Origin of the sequence: Chryseomicrobium sp. FSL W7-1435, from assembly GCF_038595005.1 — a bacterium.
GTDB lineage: Bacteria > Bacillota > Bacilli > Bacillales_A > Planococcaceae > Chryseomicrobium.
Genome location: NZ_CP151997.1, coordinates 120033 through 141304 on the forward strand (window position 1 = coordinate 120033; position 21272 = coordinate 141304).

Sequence of the window (21272 nt, forward strand, 5' to 3'; positions counted from 1 at the left end):
CCCCTCCTATCCTTTCTTCTTCATCGTCGAGCGTATCCGTGGATCATAAAACGCGTACAAAATATCGATAATCAAATTTACTAATGAAATGGCAATTGCAATATAGACGACACCGCCAAGGAGTGCAGGAATATCAGGGATGAACTGCTTGTCTACGATGTAGCTACCGATACCGCTAATATTGAATACCTTCTCCGTAATGGCTGCCCCGCCCAGCATCCCGCCAAACAGCAAACCAATTACAGTAATGATAGGAATCATAGCGTTTTTCAAAGCATGTTTGGAAACGATTTGAAGCTCCGTTAGTCCTTTTGCTTTTGCTGTTACTATATAATCCTCATGAATAACCTCTAGCATGGAAGACCGGGTCATTCGAGCAATCGAAGCTGCTATAGATGTTCCGAGTACAGCTATTGGTAGGACTAGAGACAACCAATTGGACGTACTATAAGTTGCGGGGAACCACTGCAAATTGATAGAAAAGCCTAAAATGAAGAGTAACCCCTGCCAAAAGCTTGGAATCGAGAGTCCAATCAGAGCCACAATCATAAACGTATAATCCCAGTACGTATTTGGACGTAGTGCGGATACAATCCCTGCTGGAATCGCAATGATGATAGCCATCAGTAGCGAGAATAATGCAATCGTCAAAGTGACGGGGAACTTGGAAGCGATACTTGCTGTAATATTTTCTCTTCCAGCAAATGATGTACCCAAGTCAAATGTAAATAAGCTGTGAAGAGCATTCCAAAGCTGGACAAGATACGGTTGATCCAATCCATAGATTCGATTGAAGTTGGCCACTTGTTCTGGCGTTGATTCAACTCCTAAAATGTTCCGTGCCGGATCTAAAGGCGATATGTAGAGTATTGTAAAAACGAATGCAGCGACTCCCAAAATCACAAACACCGTTTGAACGAGACGACCAAACACGAACCAAGCGAACGATTGACTTCTACCTGCTAGATAGACATACATGATGACCCCAAGAATGGCAGTTATCCAGAAGAATAATGGGCGTCCAATCCAGTCTGCCGTAAAGTCAGCATAGCGATTTGGTTTGATTCCTTTTTTCTCTAAGTGTGCTGCGACAAGGCGACTCTCGTGATCTGTTGTAAGCTGGCGTGCCGTTTGTTCAAGCGCCTCTGAGGACTGGCTTAGCTGAAACGCTTTGTCTTTCGCTTGTTCTTGAGACAGATAATCCAAAAACCATTTTTCTCGCAAATCGTTGGAGAGGTTGTCTTTCTCACTAGCAACTGCCTGTTCATAATCTCCAGATGGGCGACGAATTAGATACAGGAAGAATGTTATGAAGTGTAGAGGTAAACCAAGAAGAATAACTAGAAGATGCGTTCCTTTATGCCCTGTTGCTTTGCGGTAATTAGACTCCATAAACTGAGCAACATTCACCTCATCGCACTCCTTTCTAAGCAAAAAATTCAACCCCCCTTCCACTTTTCGGAAGAGGAGTTTTCTATGGACTTTATATATTGTATAATTCCTAGTGGTATAGTAGAGTATGAAACATATTCGAAAAAGAGTCAACTAGTTTTTCTTACTTTATGATTGAGGTGTTTAAAATGGTCCAACCCATTATTTCTATAAAAGATTTACGCGTTTCTTTTCTTGCTGGAGAACGTGAAGTGGAAGCCGTTAGAGGCGTAAATTTTGAGGTGTTCCCTGGAGAAACAGTTGCGATTGTCGGGGAATCCGGTAGTGGTAAAAGTGTGACGGCCCGCTCCATCATGCGTCTCCTCCCTTCTCCTCCTTCGTTTGTAAAAAGCGGATCCATTAAGTGGAAAGATGAAGAGTTGCTTAGTGCTCCTGAAAAGCGATTGGAGCAGTTGCGTGGACGTGAGATTTCGATGATTTTCCAGGATCCGATGAGTTCACTCAATCCCACAACTCGTATTGGCGATCAGATTGCCGAGAGTTTGACCAAGCACAAAGGTCTATCGAAACGAGAGGCGCTCGAACAAGCCATTACGTTAATGGAACAAGTCGGCATTACTAAAGCTCGCCAACGCGCAGCACAATACCCACACGAATTTTCGGGAGGTATGCGTCAACGGGCGATGATTGCAATGGCACTCGCATGTGAACCCGAACTGTTGCTTGCCGATGAACCGACCACTGCCCTTGATGTAACGATTCAAGCACAGATTTTAGCACTTATGAAAAAGGTGCAAGAGCGTCTAGGAACAGCAATTATTCTCATCACCCATGATTTAGGTGTCGTTGCCGGAATGTGTGACCGTGTGATCGTAATGCAAAAAGGCGAAATTGTCGAGACAGGAAGCACGGAAGAAATCTTCTATTCACCCAAACATCCTTATACGAAAAAATTGCTCGATGCCCTTCCAAAGCTTCATGAACCAAAAAAGCCGAACCTCCAGAGTCTAGTCGAGACAGACCGTGACCCTTCTCAGCCACTAGTTGAAGTCCGTTCGTTGGTAAAAGAATTTGATTTAGGTCGCGGGGAACGTATGAGAGCAGTGAACAATATCAGCTTTTCCATTTATCCTGGCGAAACACTTGGTCTTGTCGGAGAATCCGGTTCTGGTAAATCGACGACCGGTCGTACCCTCTTGCAACTACATCAAGCGACTTCCGGAGATGTACTATTTGATGGTATACCATTAAACCGCTTAACAAAGAAACAATTGAAACAAATGCGAAGACGTGTTCAAATCATTTTCCAAGACCCCTATGCTTCTTTAAATCCACGTCAAAAAGTAGTCGATATAATTGGCACAGCTTTAGATTTACATGGACTAGCCGGTTCTCGAGAACAACGTCAGACGCGCGTCGAAGAATTATTGGAACTTGTCGGTCTTGAGAAAGGACATGCGATGCGTTATCCGCATGAGTTTTCTGGAGGACAACGCCAGCGTATCGGCATTGCTCGAGCACTTGCAGTAGAACCCGACTTTATCGTTTGTGATGAACCCCTATCTGCACTAGATGTATCGATTCAAAAGCAGATTGTCGAGCTTCTCCAAGAACTGCAACAAAAACTAGGCCTTACGTTCTTATTCATTGCTCACGATTTATCCATGGTGAAGCATCTAAGCGATCGAGTGGCCGTCATGTACAAAGGAAAAATCGTGGAACTGGCTGAAAGTGAAGAACTCTATACGAATCCACAACATCCGTACACGAAAGCTCTTCTGGCAGCAATTCCTCTACCTGATCCACATGTAGAAGTGGAGCGCAGAGCGGCACGTGCAGTGGTAAGTGAACAAGACGCAGCCATCCACTATGACGTGGAAGATGCGCTGTTAACAGAAGTCAGCCCAAATCACTGGGTGGCACTACAACAAGAACTATCACATCACTAACATAAAAGAGCCGTGCATCAGCACGGCTCTTTACTAGTTTTGCAGTCGCTGCTCCGATGCCTAATGCACCCCCTGTGATAACAGCTACTTTCCCTAGTAATTTACCCATTTTCTCTTCCTCCTCAAGTGTCTGCTTGCGACGCATTAGCAATTGTGGGATGCTAATGGTACTGCTCTTACTTTTAGTTTAGAGGAAGCGGTTTCTAAGACCATCCTTACTTTGAGCGCACTTATTATGAACATTTTTCTTTTCATACCTTGCAGGACCTTCCTGTGGACATGACATTATTTAAAAGGGATATGGCTAATGGGTTTGTATGGTTTACTGCGGGAGTGGATTCAAAGCGACTATGCAAAAGATGAAAATGAGTTCATTACTGAACTTATACAACCGTCCAAAACCCATATCGCTTCTTACACGTTTTACGGGTTGCTACAAAAAAACTCCCCTCATAATTGAGGAGAGCTTGGCTTCTTATCAAGTGACACTCGTAGCAGATATAAACCAATAGCAGCTAGCACTAAAGAAGGGAAATAGAGTGGAATATGATAAATTGGATCAATATCTTGCAAATAAGGCCACTTCTCCACTCCTATAAATAATGCGCCACTGAACAACAGATAGATTAATCCAAATACACGATTTTTCATGTAAAAGCTCCTTTTTTAAATGATCTTCCTAAAATTGAACGGAGGAATTTGAATGCCAGCTCATAAACTCATTACTTTACGTGCCTTAGTTTCACGACACACTGGTACTTTTCAAGAGTATTCTACCATTGTACCTGAAAAAGCTCGTGTTTTTTTAGAGAACTTACAAAATACAGACTATCAAGCACATGTTGAGGTTGCGTTATTTGAACCACAATCCCATGTAGATCACCTAGAAGGGGTCTTTTATGTTGGCGTTCTTGTATCGAAACAACCTTCCCATCCACCTGCCGGAATGGAGTATATCGAAATAGAACGGGATTATGCCTTCGCGCGCGGTACTACAGAGGAAATTGGCGAGCTTCACCAAACTTTAACCAACTGGATGCTCGAAAATAAATTGCAATTTGATTTTAGTGGCTATGTGGTGGAAATGTACTTCCCCACTGAGCATGGGGAAGAAGTGGAAATCTACCTTCCTATTAAGTCCGTTTGATTGTTTGCCTTAGTACGTAAAAGAACTCTCAGTATCCGCACTGAGAGTTCTTTTTGTTACTAATTAGATTACTGGTTTCCACCAAGTTTTGGTTTCGTAAGAGTCCAATTGAGCAACGTCCAACGTTTCTCCTATTTTAGGGATAACAACGTGTGCGTCATGCTCGCGACCCAGTTCCATCATTTGCTCAGGAGGATCGTCCCACTTATGAAACGCCAGTGTAAAAGCACCCCAATGGACCGGTAGTACATGTTTCCCGCGAGAATCAAGAAACGCCTGCATACTTTCGTCTGGATGCATATGAACACCTGGCCAACGTTCATCATATTGACCTGTCTCCATCACAACAAGGTCAAAGGGGCCGAACCGACGACCGATTTCTTCAAAATGCTTGCCATAACCGCTGTCTCCACTGTAGAAAATGCGGTAATCGTCCCATTCGAAAACCCACGAACACCATAAAGTCTCTCCATAGTCTACACCTAGACGTCCTGAAAAATGACGTGCCGGAGCTGCTGTGAATCGCATGCCATCCTCTTGAACAGACTCCCACCAATCCATCTCAAATATACGATGTTTTGGTACACCCCATCCTTCCAATCGACTGCCGAGTCCTAATGGTACAAAGAACTTACGTACACGGTCTTTAATCTGTTGTAGCGTATCATAGTCAAGATGATCGTAATGATCATGGGAGTAGATGACATAATCAATCTCCTCAAGACATGCTGTGTCAAAAGGATCTACAACAGGATAGCGCATATCCTTCACTTGGAATGGTAGTGGAACTTTTCCGAGCATCGGGTCTACCAATATGATTTTATTTTTCCATTCAATCAAGAAACATGAATGGCCAAGCCACGTAACATGAGGTGTTTGAACATTATCATGACAGCTGAACTTTTCACTTGGCATTGGGTTCGCCGGATGTAAGTCTGCTTTCCCTACAAAATAGTCCTTGGCGAGGCTTTGTATTGTTTCAAATCCGCCGGGTGAAACGATAGGTGGCGTATTTCGAAATTTACCATCTTTGTAGTGTGGCAGTTCATTAAATTGTATCTTTTGAGAACGAGTGACGCGCTTCCCGAACGTTGGATTGGCCACTAGATAAGCCGCACCCGCAGCTACCAATGCGCCGGCTATCCATCTTTTCTTTATCTGCATGTACTCCACCTCTTTTTATAAAGTGTATTCCCTATTTATTTGACCTAGTAAACTACTCCTCAATAATTTCCCAGCCTTGTTCTTTTGCATAGCGCTTCAATTCTACATCTGGTTGGACTGCAACTGGATGACCAACTAAATCAAGCACATCCACATCATAGATGCTATCTCCATAGGCATAGCTTTCTTCCCAGTTCACTTCTACACCCTCTAAACTCTCTTCAATCCGAACAAGCTTTTGACGTTCATGTACATGAGAGAGCTCTCGAACTTTCACTAACTTGCCATTTTCAAATGGCACCTGAGTACCTAATTTTTCATCAATCGGTAATTCTTTCAGAACTTCATCGAGCATGACATCAAATGCACCTGATATGACAAGTACACGATGCCCTTGTTGATGATGCCAGTTCAGTCGATTAATTACTTCTTGATTAAAGTCATCTGCCATTTCTCGTGCCATCTCTTGAAAATAAGCCCGCAATTCCAATTCACTTAAGCCCTCGAATGTCTTTAAATAGATTTCCATAGCCTTTTTACGCATCGTCTTTTCTGGTGTCATCTTCACTTTATATAAGAAGTAAACCGGCATCAGTCGTCTCATGAACTTTTTATAGCGATTACCATATTGCTCGTGTCGTTGTAGAAAACGCATTAACAACGTAAACGTCTCATGCTTGTAAATAGTGCGGTCAAAATCAAATAGTGCTACCTTCATATCCAATCCCCCAAGTTACTTTGTTTCTTCTAGTGTACAGGATAGCGCATTGGCTTGCGAGAAATGACAAAAAGCGAAACCCTGTAAAGGCTTCGCTTGAACTTTAATAAACTATATGAATTTCATTCCCCGCTGGGTCTTCTGTAAGGAGTACTTCTGTCACCCACTCAACTCGAGCACCACTAGCTTCTAACCGCTTTGCGAGTTCTTTTTGTTTACTAGCATTTTTCACATCTAGTGTGAAATGGACAAGCCCCACTGAATGTTTAGCCGGTTGAGGCGCCCCTACTCCATTCCAAACGTTTAAACCGATGTGATGATGGTAACGATTATCGGCAATAAATAATGCTTGATGACCATAACGCGTCACCACTTCAAAATCGAGTGCTTGGGTATAAAATTGTTCAGCTGCTTGTAGGTCGTCTACATGGAGATGAATATGTCCCATAACAGTGTCATGCGGAAGACCTGTCCATTCTGATACTGTTTCCTTCGCTAACAAATCGTTGAAATCGAGTGGATCTACAGTCATTTCTACAGAATCTCCTTGCCAGGTCCATTCTTCTGGCAAACGATCCCGGTAAATTTCAATGCCATTACCATCGGGATCTGCAAAATAGAGAGCTTCACTCACTTTATGATCAGAAGAACCAAGCTGAATCCCTTGCTGAACAAGATGAGGTACAAGACTTGCAAGTGCTTGACGAGTTGGCAACAGAATTGCAAAATGATAGAGCCCTGTAGTTCGAGCTTCTTTTCGCTGAACGTCTTTTGGCTGAATAAGTGTTAACAAAGGCGTTTTTCCATCTGCTGTCAGTTCAACTTTAGTTGTTGATCCTGTTAATACACGAAATCCAATTACCTGTTCGTAAAAAGCCGTGGAACGGGAAAGGTCTGTCACATTTAATGTGACATTGGCCACAAATGTAGTGGGTTTTTGATGAAAGTTCATAATCGCACTCCTAACTTACTATTTGTAACTTAGTTTATAATAGTAATCTAAAAATGTCAATAGTTGCTGTCTAACAAAAATAACCACTCGTTAAAAGTGGTTAAAAGGCGTCTCGATTAGATGATTTACTGTCCATTTTACTAGAAATTTCTTGCAACACGCGAACTTTAGCACGCTGTGTCTGAATGATTTGAACCATAAACCAAATAACGAAACCTATGATCGCTAAAATAAATACTAAGTATAAAATTGAGAATATCCCAAAACCAATTGTTGTCATACTACTCATTCGTTTCGCCCCCTTAGTTATTTATACGGATGGAGCACTTAAAGGTTTCATGACTTTAAGAGAGGAGCTGGGCATTGCGCACAAGTTCTTGGTAATATGGATTGGTTTGAACTAGTTGTTGATGGGTACCTGCACCGCGCACACCTTTGTCACGAATGACAATGAGTTGATCGGCATGCTGTACAGTAGAAAGCCTATGGGCAATGATCAGCGTTGTTCGATTCTTCATAATCGTTTGAAGTGCTTCTTGAACCAAACGTTCAGACTCTGTATCCAGGCTAGAAGTGGCTTCATCCAATAACAAGATTTGTGGGTTTCGTATGACAGCACGCGCAATAGCGATTCGTTGTCGTTGTCCACCTGAGAGCTTAATGCCGCCCTCCCCTACAGGAGTTTCAAGACCTTGTTCAAGTTTTGTGACAAACTCCCATGCGTTGGCTTGTCGCAAGGCTTGCTCTAGTGTTTGATCATCAATTAGTTCTGGTGTGACTCCGTACAAAACATTATCACGTATAGTTCCGTTCATTAGCGGGCTTTCCTGAGATACATAACCAAAAAGACCTCGCCAATCTGCCAGGCGAATGGAACGAATGTCGGTAGAACCATAGAGAATTTCTCCCGAGCGTTGTTCATAGAAACGCTGTAGCAATGAAAACATGGTTGTTTTCCCACCACCACTCTCTCCTACAAACGCTGTCACTTTGCCTTTAGGTAATGTAAACGTCAGATTTTCAAGAATCACGTTCTCCCCATAAGCGAATGTTACGCCATTGATTTGAATATCTTGCTCACTTGAAGGCAGTGCCTGACCTTCTGCTTGCTCTTGTGGACGCAGTAGAATATCTTTAATTCGCTCAGTGGCACCCACTGTCTTCTGATAAGCTGTAAAAAAGCTAGCCATTTGAGTAAACGGAACAATGATTTGTATTAAATAGAAGATGATAGCGACCAGTGCTCCCGCAGTAAGTGCTCCTGAAGCCACTTGGGCTCCCCCATAACCAAACACGACAATCAACACAAGAGTCATCACCAGTGTCATCACGGGTGATAAAACGGCAACAAGCTTAGCTTCTTTCAAATAGAACGAATAGATTCGTTGCACTTGTTGCTCACCATTTACCTGCTCTTTCGGTTCTGACTGACTGTATTTTACTAGTCGAATATTTTGTAGCACTCTTCCCAGTTGAGCACTAAACGTCGCCACTTCATCTTGAGTAGACTTTGCCACTTTGGACATCTTACGGCCAATCGGGAACATGATGGCGAGCGTGACTGGGACTGAGATCAACAGAATTAGTGTCATCTTCCAATCAATCCAAATGAGGATTGCAACGGCCCCAATCACGGTTAAAATACTAGTGAAAAATGTGATGAGGTGGTCCGTAATTAACGACTTAATGACACCCGTATCTTGCAAGATCCGACTCATCAACTCCCCAGACTCCTCTTCATCAAAGAAGTTTACAGGTAAACCAAGAACATGTTTCCATACTTCGTTTCGAATAAAGGCAACTACGTATTCTCCAATTTTTCTCATCAAATAAAACGCAATACCTGAGAGCACAGCCTGGACCACTAATAGCAGTGCAACTGCTGCTAACATGAGCGGGCTGATGCCACCTTCAGTAAAACTATCGATAAAGTTCATCGTCAGCAATGGAATCACTAACCCAAATGCCGTTTCAACAAGACTAAACGTAAACGCAATGGCTATCATCCACTTTGGCCATTTCATTCCAGCAACCAAGGATTTCATCTTCATTTCATCTCCCATCTTATCTGACCACCTATTTTTATTTAAAACTGATACTTTTTGAGGGTTCAGTTCCTTGGTAAAGTAGGAGTAACTTAATTTAAAGAAAGAAGGAATTTGTATGCAAAACCCTCAATCTTTGTCTCGACCTATAGCGCGTGGCAAAACATTTGATTTAATTTTAACATCAATGTTGGTTGCATTAGTATTTGTATCTACTATGTTGTTAAATATTCGTATTCCATTCTTCGCAGCCAATGGTGGATTGGTCCACTTAGGAACAGCGATGCTTTTCATTTCTGCGATGTTGTTCGGACCAAAAAAAGGCGCAGCAGCTGGTGCACTCGGTATGGGACTATTTGATATCATGGGAGGCTGGTTAGTATGGGCTCCCATCACAATCGTTGCCCGTGGTATTCAAGGCTATGTAGTCGGTAAAGTCGCTTGGTCGAAAAACCGAAATGGCACTAGTATTGGTTGGAATATCGCTGCGGCTGTAATCTCGATTCCGTTTATGCTAGTCGTGTACTACATCGGAGAGGCAATCATGTTTTCAAGCTTTGTCATTCCGTTAGCATCTATACCTGGCAATTTGATTCAAAATGCCGTAGGGTTACTAATTGCAATTCCTGTAGTCATTGCATTAAAAAAATTACCATACTTCAAATAAAACAAAGCACGGCCATCAAAAAACTGATGGCCGTGCTTTTCATTATTAAGATACAAACAATAAATAGGTTGTTACAAAATAGACGAGGACTGTCAGTATTGATGGAATTAAATACATTGCTGAGCTGGTTGTTGGTTTACGACGAATTCCGTAAATGGCTAGTAGCGATAAGAATGTAATACTTATGCCCGTAATAATATGACTTGCTGCAGCAGCATTTAATATGGATCCATCTCGGTAGACGATATCAGACATGACGAGAATTAACATATTAAAAATGTTACTTCCCAAGATTGAACCAAATGCTAAGTTTACATTTCGTAAGCGAAGGGCCACATACACGGAAACAACTTCTGGCAATGAAGTTGTTCCAGCAATTAAGAAACTACCAACAAAGCTTGAGCCAAGACCTGTCAATCTAGCGATTTGGTCACCTAAAATCGATAATGCTGTCCCCGCACCCATAATGACAAGTGCCGCAATCGTAAAACCGATAATGGCTTTCTTTAAAGTGATATCTGAGTGTGGGTTACCAGGCTTTTTATTAGATTTCTTTTCTTCTTTAGGTTCTACAACTGGTTGCATCGAAGAAGACTTTTTATTCATGTAGATAAGACCCGCAATATAAATGACTAAAATGGCAATCATGTCGATACCGACTCCAAATACAGCCGGCGTCTGGCTATAGACTAATCCTGAAAGCGCCAATGCGGTAAGAATAATTGCTAATACAGCTGTGTAAAGATGTGTGCTATCGATTTGTTCATATAATTTCTTCTTACGGAAATATAAATCAAACAAAGCTAACACAAATAAATTAAATAAATTTGAGCCAAGGACATTTCCTACTGCGATGTCGGGATTTCCGATAACTACTGCTGAAATACTTGTCGTGACTTCTGGCAAGGAAGTCGCTCCAGCTAGTAGAACGGTACCGACCAACATGCCCCCCATAGATGTTTTAGTACTTAAGACGTCTGCGAACGTTGATAGCTTCATAGCCGCGTAAAGGGTAATACCCGCCACAAGAATAAATAAGATATAGACCATTGCATTCACTCCTTCTATGTTGGAAAGTAGTCACAAAAAAAGACCTTTTTATGAAAACACCTGACAAATCAGTCTGTTTTCATAAAAAGGTCTTGTGCGCTCAAAAGATTGAGCGGGACGGTCCGGGTACATTGTACCGAATTGACGAACACGTCGCTTGTCACTACTCCCCTATTTATAAAAATAGTATACCTTATCTTTTCTTAGCTGTCCAGTCAGAACTGTTTTTGAAACTTATCCGGATGACTTACCGTCTTATAGAAAGCAGAAAGGTGGGACTACTATGAAAAAAATCGTGATTGTCATAGGGATGCTGATGGTCTCCATCGGTCTATTTGCGCTTTATGAACGGCTCGAGCATCCGCCTCTTCCGTTTTCTTCGTTAACTCCTCCAGAAGTCGCAAAGCGAATTTCTTCTTCGGATGCGCCTTTGGTTTATTTAACAGAAGAAGAGGATTCGTTGTGGTATGCGGTGAAAGAAAAACGTGTAGATCTAGCCAATCAACGCATCGAAGAATTTATGGCATCTCAAGGTTGGGAGCTGCGAGAAAGAGATGGCAGTGGTTTGTTCTTTGCCCGCCCTGATGATGAAATTGTACTGACTACTCAAAAATGGACGAGAAATTATATGCTTGTAAAGGTCCCGAAAGGATAACTTCATCCTTCGGGGCTTTTCTTTTTTTAGTTTGTGTGAAACCATAAAGAGATGTGTGTTGTCTAACGGATAGGAAAGGATGCGATGATGTGACAGAAGACCAAAAGAACGACCGGTTGAACGAAGCTATGCAGGAGCATGGGGACATGATAAAACGCGTCATCTATTCCTATGTTAGAGATTTACAAAAAGCAGAGGATCTCACACAAGATACATTTCTAAAATTTTATATTGGCATTGAAAGTTTTGAAGGTCGTGCCTCTCTCAAAACCTACTTGTACCGAATTGCTGTCAACGAAAGTTTAAATTACTTGAAGAGTTGGCATGCTCAAAAAGTTAAGTTCAGTGATAAACTGAAAATTTTCAGGAAGCGTGCTAGTAATGAAGATTCGCTACTTGAGAAAGAACAAACGTCCGAACTACATAAAGTGCTCGAATCGATGCCGCTTCATTATAGAGAATCTTTATGGCTACATTATTATGCTGAGCTCTCAGTTAATGAAACTGCAGAAGTTTTAGGGTGTTCGCCAAATACTGTGAAGACACGGCTTACCAGAGGTCGAGAATTACTGCGGAATGAATTGGAGGTGGATTGGCATGGATCTGAAACAACTTCTAAATGAAACGCTGCCAAAAGAAATCACGTTCAGCGAGCGTGAACAGCAACTTGTAAGAGAACGTGTTCGGAAAAAGCATTCCTTAAAGGCTATGAATTTGGTCCCTTTGGTCGCCTTACTTTTCATTGGTGTGATAGGGTATGCTTTGTTTGTGAGTTTTAACGACTCTGCGGCCTCCCCATTCGTCTATCATGAAGAAATCATAGTACCTGACACGTACCAAAGTGCACTACACTGGTCGGTCTATGTTCCGGAAACCCATGAACTTATTTTCGCAAAAGAAGATGGTGCCTATAGTTATGCTATCGATGAGAAACTCACAGAGAAAATCGCAAACTTCGCAGGTCCTGGTGCTCAACATTCTTATGTAGCCAATGACAAATGGCTCGTTTGGGGAGATTTTGAGAATGAAGATTACACACTCAATATATTAAATCGAAGCAACAAAGAGCTTGCTGTCATACCTTCTATCAACCCAATTGAGTTAACTTTAGAAAACAATACATTGTTTTATACAAACTTCTACACGAATGATCATAATCACTACATGATGGATTTAACTATACAAATCCCAGCACTACTTCATACAAATGAGAAGATGGATACAAGAGGTGCCTACCAAAATCATAGAGCTGTCATTTTAAATAGTTTTGAAGATACCTCTACTTTATTTGTCTATGATACGCTATCTGGCAAATTGATTCAGAAGCAATCAAATATTCCTTATAGCTCTGTTTACAATATGCATGTAGTAAATGACCGAGTTTACTTTGACTTTGCAACGGAAGAAGGTCGACTTGAGCTTGGTTATATGGATATTCAAACAGGCGCTTTCCAAATGATTGAAACGCCAGAATACAGTTTTTCAGCTGTTCACGACAACTATTTAGCGCTTAGTGTCACAGACAGCTGGGGAGAAGACACAGACGATGTGGAGCTTTTCAGGATTGAAAACAACATTGCAGTTCCTTACAGTGACTTCCCGAAAGTGAAAGATCGTCTTGTCACTCCACAATTTTCTCTAGATGGCACGCTCCAAATGGTGGAAGAGAACTATTCCGATGGCGGTCCAACCATCCATTTAATAAAACCATAAAACAACCTCGGCGCACTCGCCGAGGTTTTAATTTGTCTCCATAATAGCAAAGTAATTGTCTTCTCTATCGGCAAAATTAAAGAATTTACTGTCGCCCATCTGAACCTTCTCCCCAAGAGTCACTCCTTTAAGTTGAAGCTTGTCATAGAGTGCATCCAAATCTGAAGTGAAGAACAGTAAAGAAGGTGTTCCAAAGTTTATATCTGGACTATTCTTCTCTACAAACGCACGGTCATGCAGAATCACGGTCGTTTCTGCATCAGCTGTCGGCGCAATTTGCACCCAGCGCATCTCACCGTCTCGATAGTCTTGCAAAATCACAAACTCCATATCTTCCTGCCAAAACCGAATAGCTTCATCTTGATCGTTAACATACACCATAACTTCCCCTAGCTTCGAAATCATCTCGTCGCCTCCTTTTCTACTTCATTCTAGGTAGAGGCCTATCATTCCTTCCTATTGAAGAAAATCTTTATGAGAACTGCTACACTAGTGGATAGAACTACTTACTAGAAATGAGGGATTTGAATGATTGATTTACGAAGTGATACAGTGACCAAACCAGACGAGCGAATGCGTCGTGCCATGTATGAAGCGGAAGTTGGCGATGACGTTTACGGAGAAGACCCTACCGTTAACCGCTTGGAACAGCGAGCGGCAGAAATTCTAGGCAAAGAAGCTGCACTATTTGTTACAAGCGGGACACAAGGGAACCAAATAGCCGGTCTTATCCATTGTCGCCCTGGTCAAGAAGTTATACTTGAATCACAGTCTCACATTTTTTTATATGAAGGAGGCGCCATGTCTGCCCTCGCTGGTGTGCAATTGAAAACGATTGATGGTATTCGTGGTGCTATGGACCCGACCCTTGTAGAAGCCGCCATACGTGGAAAAGATATTCATGAACCGGAGACAGGGTTAATTTGTTTAGAAAACACGCATAATAAAGCGGGTGGAGCGGTTCTTCCGGTAGAGCATATGAAAGCTATTTATGAAGTCGCACAAGCCCACAACATTCCTGTTCACTTAGATGGGGCTCGTCTATTCAATGCGCAAGCAGCAACTGGTATTCCTGTTGCTGAATTTGCCAACTATACGGATACCGTTCAATTCTGTTTGTCAAAAGGACTCGGTGCACCCGTTGGATCTATCATCGCAGGTTCAGCTGATTTTATTCATCAGGCACGAAAATGGCGCAAGCGTCTAGGGGGTGGCCTTCGACAAGTTGGCGTTTTAGCTGCTCCAGCACTTATTGCGCTCGAAGAAAACCCTGAACGATTACAAAAGGATCATCAGCTCGCTAAGTTGTTGGCGGAAGGCATTCGACAGTTGACTACATTACGTGTTGTGAACGAAGTAGATACAAATATCTTGCTCGTCGAGCTAACAGATCCTTCCCACACTACTGAACACCTACTCTCTCATTTAAAAGACAACTCTATTCTTGCGGGTGGATTTGGTGCAGGAGTTATTCGTTTAGTTACAAACAACGGAATAGACGAGGTACATATCCAACAAACATTGCATGCACTTTCCAAATTTTAAGTAATTTACCACTATAGTCGCAGACTATCTCGCGGCCTTCTGGGGAATAGTAGTTTTATCCAAGCCAGAAGGGAAGTTGATTTTGCTATGAAAGCTGTCACGTTTCAAGGCTCAAAAGATGTCCAAGTCAAAGAGGTAGCCGATGCAAAGCTTGAGAAGTCTGATGATATTGTTGTAAGAATTACCACGACTGCCATTTGCGGTTCAGACCTTCATATTTATCGCGGTGCGGTCCCTGCACGTAAAGGGTACGTTATTGGACACGAACCGATGGGGATTGTTGAAGAAGTAGGTCCCGATGTAACATCTGTAAAAAAAGGAGACCGCGTTGTCATTCCCTTTAATGTAGCGTGTGGTGAATGCTTTTACTGTCAGCACGAGATGGAAAGTCAATGTGACAATTCAAATGAAAATCCAGCTGTTGATTCAGGAGGTTACTTCGGATTTACGGAGCGCTATGGAGACTGGGCTGGTGGACAAGCAGAATACCTACGAGTACCATTCGGCAACTACCTTCCATTCAAAATCCCGGAATCTAGTGAATTAGAAGATGAAGCCCTACTTTTCTTATCAGACGTATTGCCTACCGCTTGGTGGAGTGTTAAAAATTCGGGGATGAAAAAAGGAGATACTGTAACAGTATTAGGTTGTGGTCCGGTTGGATTAATGGCGCAAAAATTTGCCTGGATGCAAGGAGCAAAACGCGTCATAGCAGTTGATCACGTTCCGTATAGACTGCAAAAAGCTATACAGATGAACAAAGTGGAAGCCTATAATTTTGATGATTTTGACCATATGGGGAAACATATTCGAGAAATCACGAATGGTGGATCAGACGTTGTAATTGATTGCGTCGGGATGGATGGAAAGATGTCTCTTGCTGATAAAGCTCAGCAAAAACTAAAACTGCAAGGCGGGACATTGAGCGCTCTCGATATCGGACTTGATGCCGTACGCAAATTCGGAACGATTCAACTAACAGGTGTATACGGCTCTACCTACAACAATTTTCCACTGGGGAATATCTTTGAACGTAATGTCGAATTGAAAATGGGCCAAGCACCAGTTGTTCATTTGATGCCGATGTTGTATAAAAAAATTGAGGACGGAGAATTTGACCCGACTGAAATCATTACACATCGAATGCCTCTGGACCAAGCAGCAGAAGCATATGAACTGTTTCATGACCACCAAGACGACAGTATCAAGTTTGTTTTAAAGCCCTAAGTAAAAAGAGCGCTCATTGCGCTCTTTTTTTAGTCCCCATATACATCCTGATAGCTATGGTAACCATCTTGGATAACAGTTTCGTCAATCGTCTCACGCGTGACAGCAATTGGTTCAATTAAAACTGAAGGTACTTCTTTTTTTCCATTGTTTACATAGCTACTAGTTACAACCTCTTCTCCTCGTGCAAGAGTCACAGCAAGCTCTGCTGCCGTTTGTGACAAATGCCGAATTGGTTTGTAAACGGTCATCAATTGATCTCCACTCACAATTCGCCGAATTCCCGCCAAGTCTGCATCTTGCCCTGTCATGGGAATCTTGCCCTCTAATCCATAAGCAGCCAATGCTTCTTGCACACCACCACCCGTTGCATCATTCGCTGCAATGATGGCATCAACCTGTTGGTTGTTTATTTCTAAAGCCTGTGTCATATTGTTCTTTGCATTCACAGGCGTCCAATCCTCGGTCCATTGGTCATAAATGATACGCACACGTCCGGCGTCAATGGCTGGTTGCAGCACAGAGAAAACACCACGTTTCAACAGATGCGCATTGTTGTCAGTATCCGCACCACCGATAAACACAAAATTCCCTTCAGACACTTCTTTTAACATGGCTTGCGCCTGTAACTCCCCCACCCGTTCATTATCAAAAGAAACATATAAATCAATGTCGGCATTTTTCACTAACCGATCATATGAAATCACCTTAATACCCGCTTGGTGTGCTTTGTGAACAATAGCCGCGGTCGCCTCTGCATTATGTGGCACAATAACGAGCACATCTATACCACTTTGAATAAGCGTCTCAGCTTGGGCAACCTGTAAAACATCATCGCCATTGGCAGCTGTGATCATGACCTCTGCTCCCAGTGACTCGACAGCTTCTTTAAAAAGGTCACGGTCTTTTTTCCAACGGTCTTCCACCAACGTGTCCATAGAGAAGCCGATCCTTACTTCTTCTACCTGCTTCGTTGGAGGATCAGGAACCGCTGAGAGAATCTCCTCTTGCTGACACCCGCTCACTAAAGCTAGGAATACCATCATCTGTATAATCCAAGATTTTCTCATAGGCTCGCCTCCTTACCGGATAGGTAGTTGCTTACGGTATTCAGAAGGCGATTGTCCGCACATCTTTTTAAACACTTTGCTGAAGTAGTTCGGTTCATGATAGCCCACCTCAAAACTAATTTCTTTGAGACTCTTATCAGGATCTTTCAGTAGCTGTTTCGCATGCTGAATACGGCACTCGGTTAGATAATCAATATAATTGACTCCAAGTTTATCTTTAAACAGCTTACTTAAGTACATGGGTGTAAAATCTACTAATTCTGCCAAACGGTCAAGTGACAATTCTTCGTGCGAATGTTCCTCTATATAGCGCTTCACTATCTGCACCTTGTTTGATTCCGCTGTTCCAAGATGCGATGTGTAATACGTTGCGACTTGAGAGAGAATGCCCTGCACTTCAGCTCGTAATTGACGATAGTTCGACGATTGGAAAGATAGGTAAGCTGGTTGGCTGCTCATACCTAGGTGTTCAAGTGCGCGTTGTATGATCCAAAACAACTCTAATACACGCTGTTGAGAATAAATCAGCGGTTGACCATGTTGCTCTTGTTGATCAATAAACTCATTCAAAATTTGCTCAATCTGGTGCCAGTCTCCCTGATCTAATGCTTCAAAAAACTGTTGCTCTTTGTGCCGAATGTTGGTAGTTCCTAGAGGTTGAATTTGAGTGCTGGTCTCTTCATAAAATCGGAACCGTACGGATTGTGAGTGTGAAGCTAAGGCAAATACTGCTTGCTGATAAGATACCGCCACTTGGGCCAGCTCTTTGACTTCCTCTCCCACTCCTACAAAAATACCTACTTGATCTCGTAAATGAGCAATCATGTTTTGGACAAATGGCATTGCCTGTGAGCGGTAAGACACACCTTCTCTTCGAAACACAATAATAGGTAGCTGCTTCCCGTAGAGCGCTCCCACAAAGGCATTTTCAGATTCACGAACGCGCTCCTTGACTTGACGGTACAACGCCTCTGTTGGCTCCGGAAAGTAAATAACCACTACAAAAGCAGGTCGCGCAACGATTCCAACAGATTCCATCAATGCGTCCAACTGAACATCATGCACATGATGAAATAGCAATTGCGTCACCAGCTCCGTCTCTAGTAAACGCTCAGCCTGTTGGTCGGTTCGCAGTTTTTTTGCTTCCATCTTGCATTGTTCAATGACAGCTTCTACTGTAGCTATGATTTCACTACGTTTACTCGGTTTTAATAAATACTCTTTTACACCTAAACGAAGTGCTTGTCGGGCGTAATCGAAGGTATCAAATGCCGTTACCATGACACCGCGCACTGTTGGATGAATGGCTTGAATTTGTTGCAACGTCTCGATTCCATTGATGCCTGGCATCATAATATCCATAAGAACAATATCCGGACGTTCTATTTCGGCAATCTCAATAGCCTGGTAGCCATTTCGAGCATCAAAGATGGTCAATTCTGCAAACGCATCAGATAATATTCGGCGCATTCCTTCACGCTCAATTGGCTCATCGTCTACTATCAACAGCTTCATATAGATGCTCCTCCTTCCTCTACTGGAATGCGAATACTGACCGTCGTCCCTTTATTTAGAGCACTTTGAATGGTCAGTAAATCAGCCATGCCATAAAATAAGTGCAGTCTCTTCAACACATTTTGAAAACCGATGCTAGTAGAATGTCCTGTCTCTGCTTGTACCTCTTGAGAAAGCAGTCGCGTCAATTCTTCTTCAGACATTCCAGGACCATCATCTTCAATCTCAGCAACCACAAAAGCCTCTTGTCTGTAGATTCGTAAAGTAATCGATCCACCGTCCACCAACTTTTCTACACCATGAATCATGGCATTTTCAATAATTGGTTGAAGGGTCAGACTCGGAATAGCAATTGACAAGTAACGAGAATCTACCTCTTGTTGAAATGTCAGTCGATCGGAAAACCGTGCTTTTTGAATAGCGATGTATTGTTCAATGACCCGTACTTCTTCGCCAAGCGTCACGGACTGATCTACTTTTTTCAAACTGTATCTGAGCAAATCGGCCACACTGACTAACAAGTCACTCGTTTCTTCTGCGCCATCTAAATACGCCTTTTTAGAGAGCGTATTCAGTGTATTAAATAAAAAATGAGGATTAATTTGACTCTGTAGACTCTTTAACTGACTTTCTTTTAGCAATAGTTGATTTTCTTGCAATTCATTTTCAAGACGCGCTTTCTCTTGCGTCTCTTGAAATAGATCATTGATATTGCCACGCATGGTTTCAAATGTTCTGGCTAAGAAAGCGATTTCATCATTTGAGGTAATTTGAATAGGCGTTTGGAAGTTGCCTTGGGCTACCTCATTAGCGGCTAGAGTTAGCTCATGTACCGGTTTAGTTATGGACAGCGAGAAGCGATAGGTCACCAGCAACACAATAGCTGTAATAAGACCTAACAACCAAAGCCCCAGTCTCTCTAGTTCTTGGGACTGCTCAAGCACACCGCGGTACAATGTATTGTAGGTACGTAGCTCGCGATCTAATATATACAATGTGCGGCTCTCAAGTGCGGCGGCAATTCGATTGGCTTCATTAAACTCTTGCGCAGCTGCATCTACCTCTGACTGTTTGGCAAAGCTCAGTGTTCGATTAGATGCTTCAATCAAACTATCAATCATTAGCAAATAATTGGTCATGTCTAGTTGATTGTCCTCAGTACGAAATGTCCTAACTTGCTGCTGAATACCTTGAAGTTGCTGCTCTTGTCGCTTCAACTTGTCTTCTTGAGAAGGAACTGGAAGTCGTATGTATTCATTCAGTTCAGCAACTAGTGTTTGACTTGACGTGGTCACTTCATTCATTTGCAAATAGCGACTGAGTATAGAACTATACTGCTCTTGTGCTTGTTGGTTTGAGTAAGTCAATGCTACCCAAATGCCGCCCATAATCAGTACAGCTAGTGAGACGAGTCCCCATATTTTATTTTGAATCGTCATGAACCCGCCTCCTCAATCAGAATTGGCGTTTCATAACCTGTGGAATCTAAAGGAACTGTCTCCCCGCGAATCCATTCTACTAATAAGCGAAGGCCTACCTCTCCCATTTCTTTTGGTCGTTGCCGAATAAGCCCATCGACAATTCCCGCTTGTAAGAGAGCTTGCGCTTCTGGCGCTTCATCAAATGAGTAGAGCAGATAAGGATCCACTTGCGTACGTCTACTGATTTCTTGCGTTAGAAAATAGGTAATGTCAGAGTCTAAAACAATCCAAGCAGTGGCATCAGGTGAAAGATTCATCCGTTCCGTTGTTGCTGTCATGATCTCTTCTTTTGTATCGCCCATTCCTTGATAGGTAAAGGAGACTTCTGAATACTGCTGAAATGCTTCCTCCACTCCTTGAAGACGTTGCTTTTGCATATAACTTGGTTGTTCATCCCCGACCACTATGACTTCACCTGTGAAATTCATTTTTTCTGCCACTCGCTCGGCCAATAATCTTCCTGCTTGTTGTTGATTGGAGCCAACATATGTCTTACGTAGACTATCTTCTGCTGGTACGTCTTCGCCTATCGTAATGATTGGCACTCCGTAAAAAGCTGCTTTAATCTTAGTCAGCTCTTTGAACGCATCTGTGTCTTGCCCTTGTACTAAAATGCCATCGACTTTTGAATAGATGGCTGTCTCTAAGTTTCGATTAAAGTCTTGGTCTTCCGTTCCAAAACCTGCCCACGCTTCTACTAATACATCTTGTTCTTCTGCGGCCTCAATAGCTCCTCGTTCTACCTGTTTCCAAAAATCTGTCGACTGGTTCTCTGTAATCAAGACAATGCGCAGCTGATCGATGGTTTCTGTAACTGGTTCTGGAAAGTTGGGAGCCGCTTCGATCACACGCCAAACAGAAATTGCGGTGAACGTAGCGAAAAAAGCAATTAAGCAGCTGAGTATAATTGTGACCTTTTTCCGCATATGCTCGCCCCCTTTTCTTCTCATCTTACCATTGTCATCTCGAATCAAAAAGCACC

General features: G+C 42.5%; 22 protein-coding genes. 8 read left to right on the forward strand and 14 right to left on the reverse strand.

Annotated elements, in window-relative coordinates:
* Window positions 1–6: 6 nt before the first annotated feature.
* Window positions 7–1410 (reverse strand): ABC transporter permease, encoded by a 1404-nt coding sequence (locus MKY84_RS00675; protein ID WP_342527056.1) that lies wholly within the window; start codon window positions 1408–1410, stop codon window positions 7–9.
* Window positions 1411–1580: 170 nt separating this feature from the next.
* Here MKY84_RS00675 and MKY84_RS00680 point away from each other — a divergent pair, with 170 nt between their 5' ends.
* The gene (locus tag MKY84_RS00680; RefSeq protein WP_342527057.1) at window positions 1581–3341 is read left to right on the forward strand and encodes an ABC transporter ATP-binding protein; all 1761 of its coding nucleotides are present in this window, start codon (window positions 1581–1583) and stop codon (window positions 3339–3341) included.
* Here the strand turns inward: MKY84_RS00680 and MKY84_RS00685 are convergent.
* Together MKY84_RS00685 and MKY84_RS00690 are read right to left on the reverse strand one after the other, a co-directional pair.
* Window positions 3292–3450, reverse strand: a complete 159-nt coding sequence (locus tag MKY84_RS00685) for a hypothetical protein (RefSeq protein ID WP_342527059.1) — start codon at window positions 3448–3450, stop codon at window positions 3292–3294. The genes MKY84_RS00680 and MKY84_RS00685 overlap by 50 nt on opposite strands.
* A 341-nt stretch (window positions 3451–3791) precedes the next feature.
* A complete protein-coding gene (locus tag MKY84_RS00690) occupies window positions 3792–3992 on the reverse strand; it encodes a hypothetical protein (RefSeq protein WP_342527060.1) in 201 nt (66 codons plus the stop codon).
* A gap of 52 nt (window positions 3993–4044) precedes the next feature.
* On the opposite strand from MKY84_RS00690, the gene MKY84_RS00695 reads away from it, so the two are divergent.
* Window positions 4045–4488: a GyrI-like domain-containing protein gene (locus MKY84_RS00695; protein WP_342527062.1), complete on the forward strand. Its 444-nt coding sequence runs from the start codon at window positions 4045–4047 to the stop codon at window positions 4486–4488.
* 63 nt (window positions 4489–4551) lie between these two features.
* Here the strand turns inward: MKY84_RS00695 and MKY84_RS00700 are convergent, their stop codons facing one another.
* The 5 genes from MKY84_RS00700 to MKY84_RS00720 all read right to left on the reverse strand — a co-directional run bounded on the left by MKY84_RS00700 (window position 4552) and on the right by MKY84_RS00720 (window position 9385).
* Window positions 4552–5652: an MBL fold metallo-hydrolase gene (locus MKY84_RS00700; protein ID WP_342527064.1), complete on the reverse strand. Its 1101-nt coding sequence runs from the start codon at window positions 5650–5652 to the stop codon at window positions 4552–4554.
* Window positions 5653–5704: 52 nt separating this feature from the next.
* Window positions 5705–6370, reverse strand: coding sequence for an HAD-IB family hydrolase (locus MKY84_RS00705; protein WP_342527066.1), 666 nt, complete (start codon window positions 6368–6370; stop codon window positions 5705–5707).
* Between the two features lie 103 nt (window positions 6371–6473).
* Window positions 6474–7322: a VOC family protein gene (locus MKY84_RS00710; RefSeq protein ID WP_342527067.1), complete on the reverse strand. Its 849-nt coding sequence runs from the start codon at window positions 7320–7322 to the stop codon at window positions 6474–6476.
* A 100-nt stretch (window positions 7323–7422) separates the two neighbouring features.
* Window positions 7423–7611, reverse strand: a complete 189-nt coding sequence (locus tag MKY84_RS00715) for a hypothetical protein (protein ID WP_342527069.1) — start codon at window positions 7609–7611, stop codon at window positions 7423–7425.
* A gap of 55 nt (window positions 7612–7666) precedes the next feature.
* A complete protein-coding gene (locus tag MKY84_RS00720; protein ID WP_342527070.1) occupies window positions 7667–9385 on the reverse strand; it encodes an ABC transporter ATP-binding protein in 1719 nt (572 codons plus the stop codon).
* A gap of 100 nt (window positions 9386–9485) precedes the next feature.
* Between MKY84_RS00720 and MKY84_RS00725 the strand changes: the two genes are divergently transcribed.
* Window positions 9486–10034: an ECF transporter S component gene (locus tag MKY84_RS00725; protein WP_342527072.1), complete on the forward strand. Its 549-nt coding sequence runs from the start codon at window positions 9486–9488 to the stop codon at window positions 10032–10034.
* 45 nt (window positions 10035–10079) lie between these two features.
* On the opposite strand, the gene MKY84_RS00730 is transcribed toward MKY84_RS00725, so the two are convergent.
* Window positions 10080–11084 (reverse strand): sodium:calcium antiporter, encoded by a 1005-nt coding sequence (locus MKY84_RS00730; RefSeq protein ID WP_342527074.1) that lies wholly within the window; start codon window positions 11082–11084, stop codon window positions 10080–10082.
* Between the two features lie 283 nt (window positions 11085–11367).
* On the opposite strand from MKY84_RS00730, the gene MKY84_RS00735 reads away from it, so the two are divergent.
* From MKY84_RS00735 to MKY84_RS00745, 3 genes are all read left to right on the forward strand, one after another.
* Entirely contained in the window at window positions 11368–11739 is a 372-nt protein-coding gene (locus tag MKY84_RS00735; RefSeq protein WP_342527076.1) for a hypothetical protein, read from the forward strand.
* An 89-nt stretch (window positions 11740–11828) separates the two neighbouring features.
* On the forward strand, window positions 11829–12362 hold the full coding sequence (locus MKY84_RS00740; RefSeq protein ID WP_342527078.1) for a sigma-70 family RNA polymerase sigma factor: 534 nt from the start codon (window positions 11829–11831) through the stop codon (window positions 12360–12362).
* Window positions 12337–13452 (forward strand): hypothetical protein, encoded by a 1116-nt coding sequence (locus MKY84_RS00745; RefSeq protein WP_342527080.1) that lies wholly within the window; start codon window positions 12337–12339, stop codon window positions 13450–13452. Before MKY84_RS00740 ends, MKY84_RS00745 begins: the two co-directional genes overlap by 26 nt.
* Before the next feature lie 27 nt (window positions 13453–13479).
* Here MKY84_RS00745 and MKY84_RS00750 read toward each other — a convergent pair whose 3' ends face one another.
* A complete protein-coding gene (locus MKY84_RS00750) occupies window positions 13480–13857 on the reverse strand; it encodes a VOC family protein (RefSeq protein WP_342527081.1) in 378 nt (125 codons plus the stop codon).
* A gap of 123 nt (window positions 13858–13980) precedes the next feature.
* Here MKY84_RS00750 and ltaE point away from each other — a divergent pair, with 123 nt between their 5' ends.
* On the forward strand, window positions 13981–14997 hold the full coding sequence (ltaE, locus tag MKY84_RS00755; RefSeq protein WP_342527082.1) for a low-specificity L-threonine aldolase: 1017 nt from the start codon (window positions 13981–13983) through the stop codon (window positions 14995–14997).
* A gap of 87 nt (window positions 14998–15084) precedes the next feature.
* Window positions 15085–16224, forward strand: a complete 1140-nt coding sequence (locus tag MKY84_RS00760) for a zinc-dependent alcohol dehydrogenase (protein ID WP_342527083.1) — start codon at window positions 15085–15087, stop codon at window positions 16222–16224.
* Between the two features lie 29 nt (window positions 16225–16253).
* Here the strand turns inward: MKY84_RS00760 and MKY84_RS00765 are convergent, their stop codons facing one another.
* The 4 genes from MKY84_RS00765 to MKY84_RS00780 are packed head-to-tail and all read right to left on the reverse strand — an operon-like array spanning window position 16254 to window position 21216.
* Window positions 16254–17294, reverse strand: a complete 1041-nt coding sequence (locus MKY84_RS00765; protein WP_342527084.1) for a substrate-binding domain-containing protein — start codon at window positions 17292–17294, stop codon at window positions 16254–16256.
* 12 nt (window positions 17295–17306) lie between these two features.
* Complete coding sequence (locus tag MKY84_RS00770; protein WP_342527085.1) at window positions 17307–18809, reverse strand: response regulator; 1503 nt, start codon at window positions 18807–18809, stop codon at window positions 17307–17309.
* Complete coding sequence (locus MKY84_RS00775) at window positions 18806–20248, reverse strand: sensor histidine kinase (RefSeq protein ID WP_342527088.1); 1443 nt, start codon at window positions 20246–20248, stop codon at window positions 18806–18808. The genes MKY84_RS00770 and MKY84_RS00775 overlap by 4 nt, the downstream gene beginning before the upstream one ends.
* On the reverse strand, window positions 20245–21216 hold the full coding sequence (locus MKY84_RS00780; RefSeq protein WP_342527089.1) for a substrate-binding domain-containing protein: 972 nt from the start codon (window positions 21214–21216) through the stop codon (window positions 20245–20247). The genes MKY84_RS00775 and MKY84_RS00780 overlap by 4 nt, the downstream gene beginning before the upstream one ends.
* Window positions 21217–21272 lie beyond the last annotated feature (56 nt).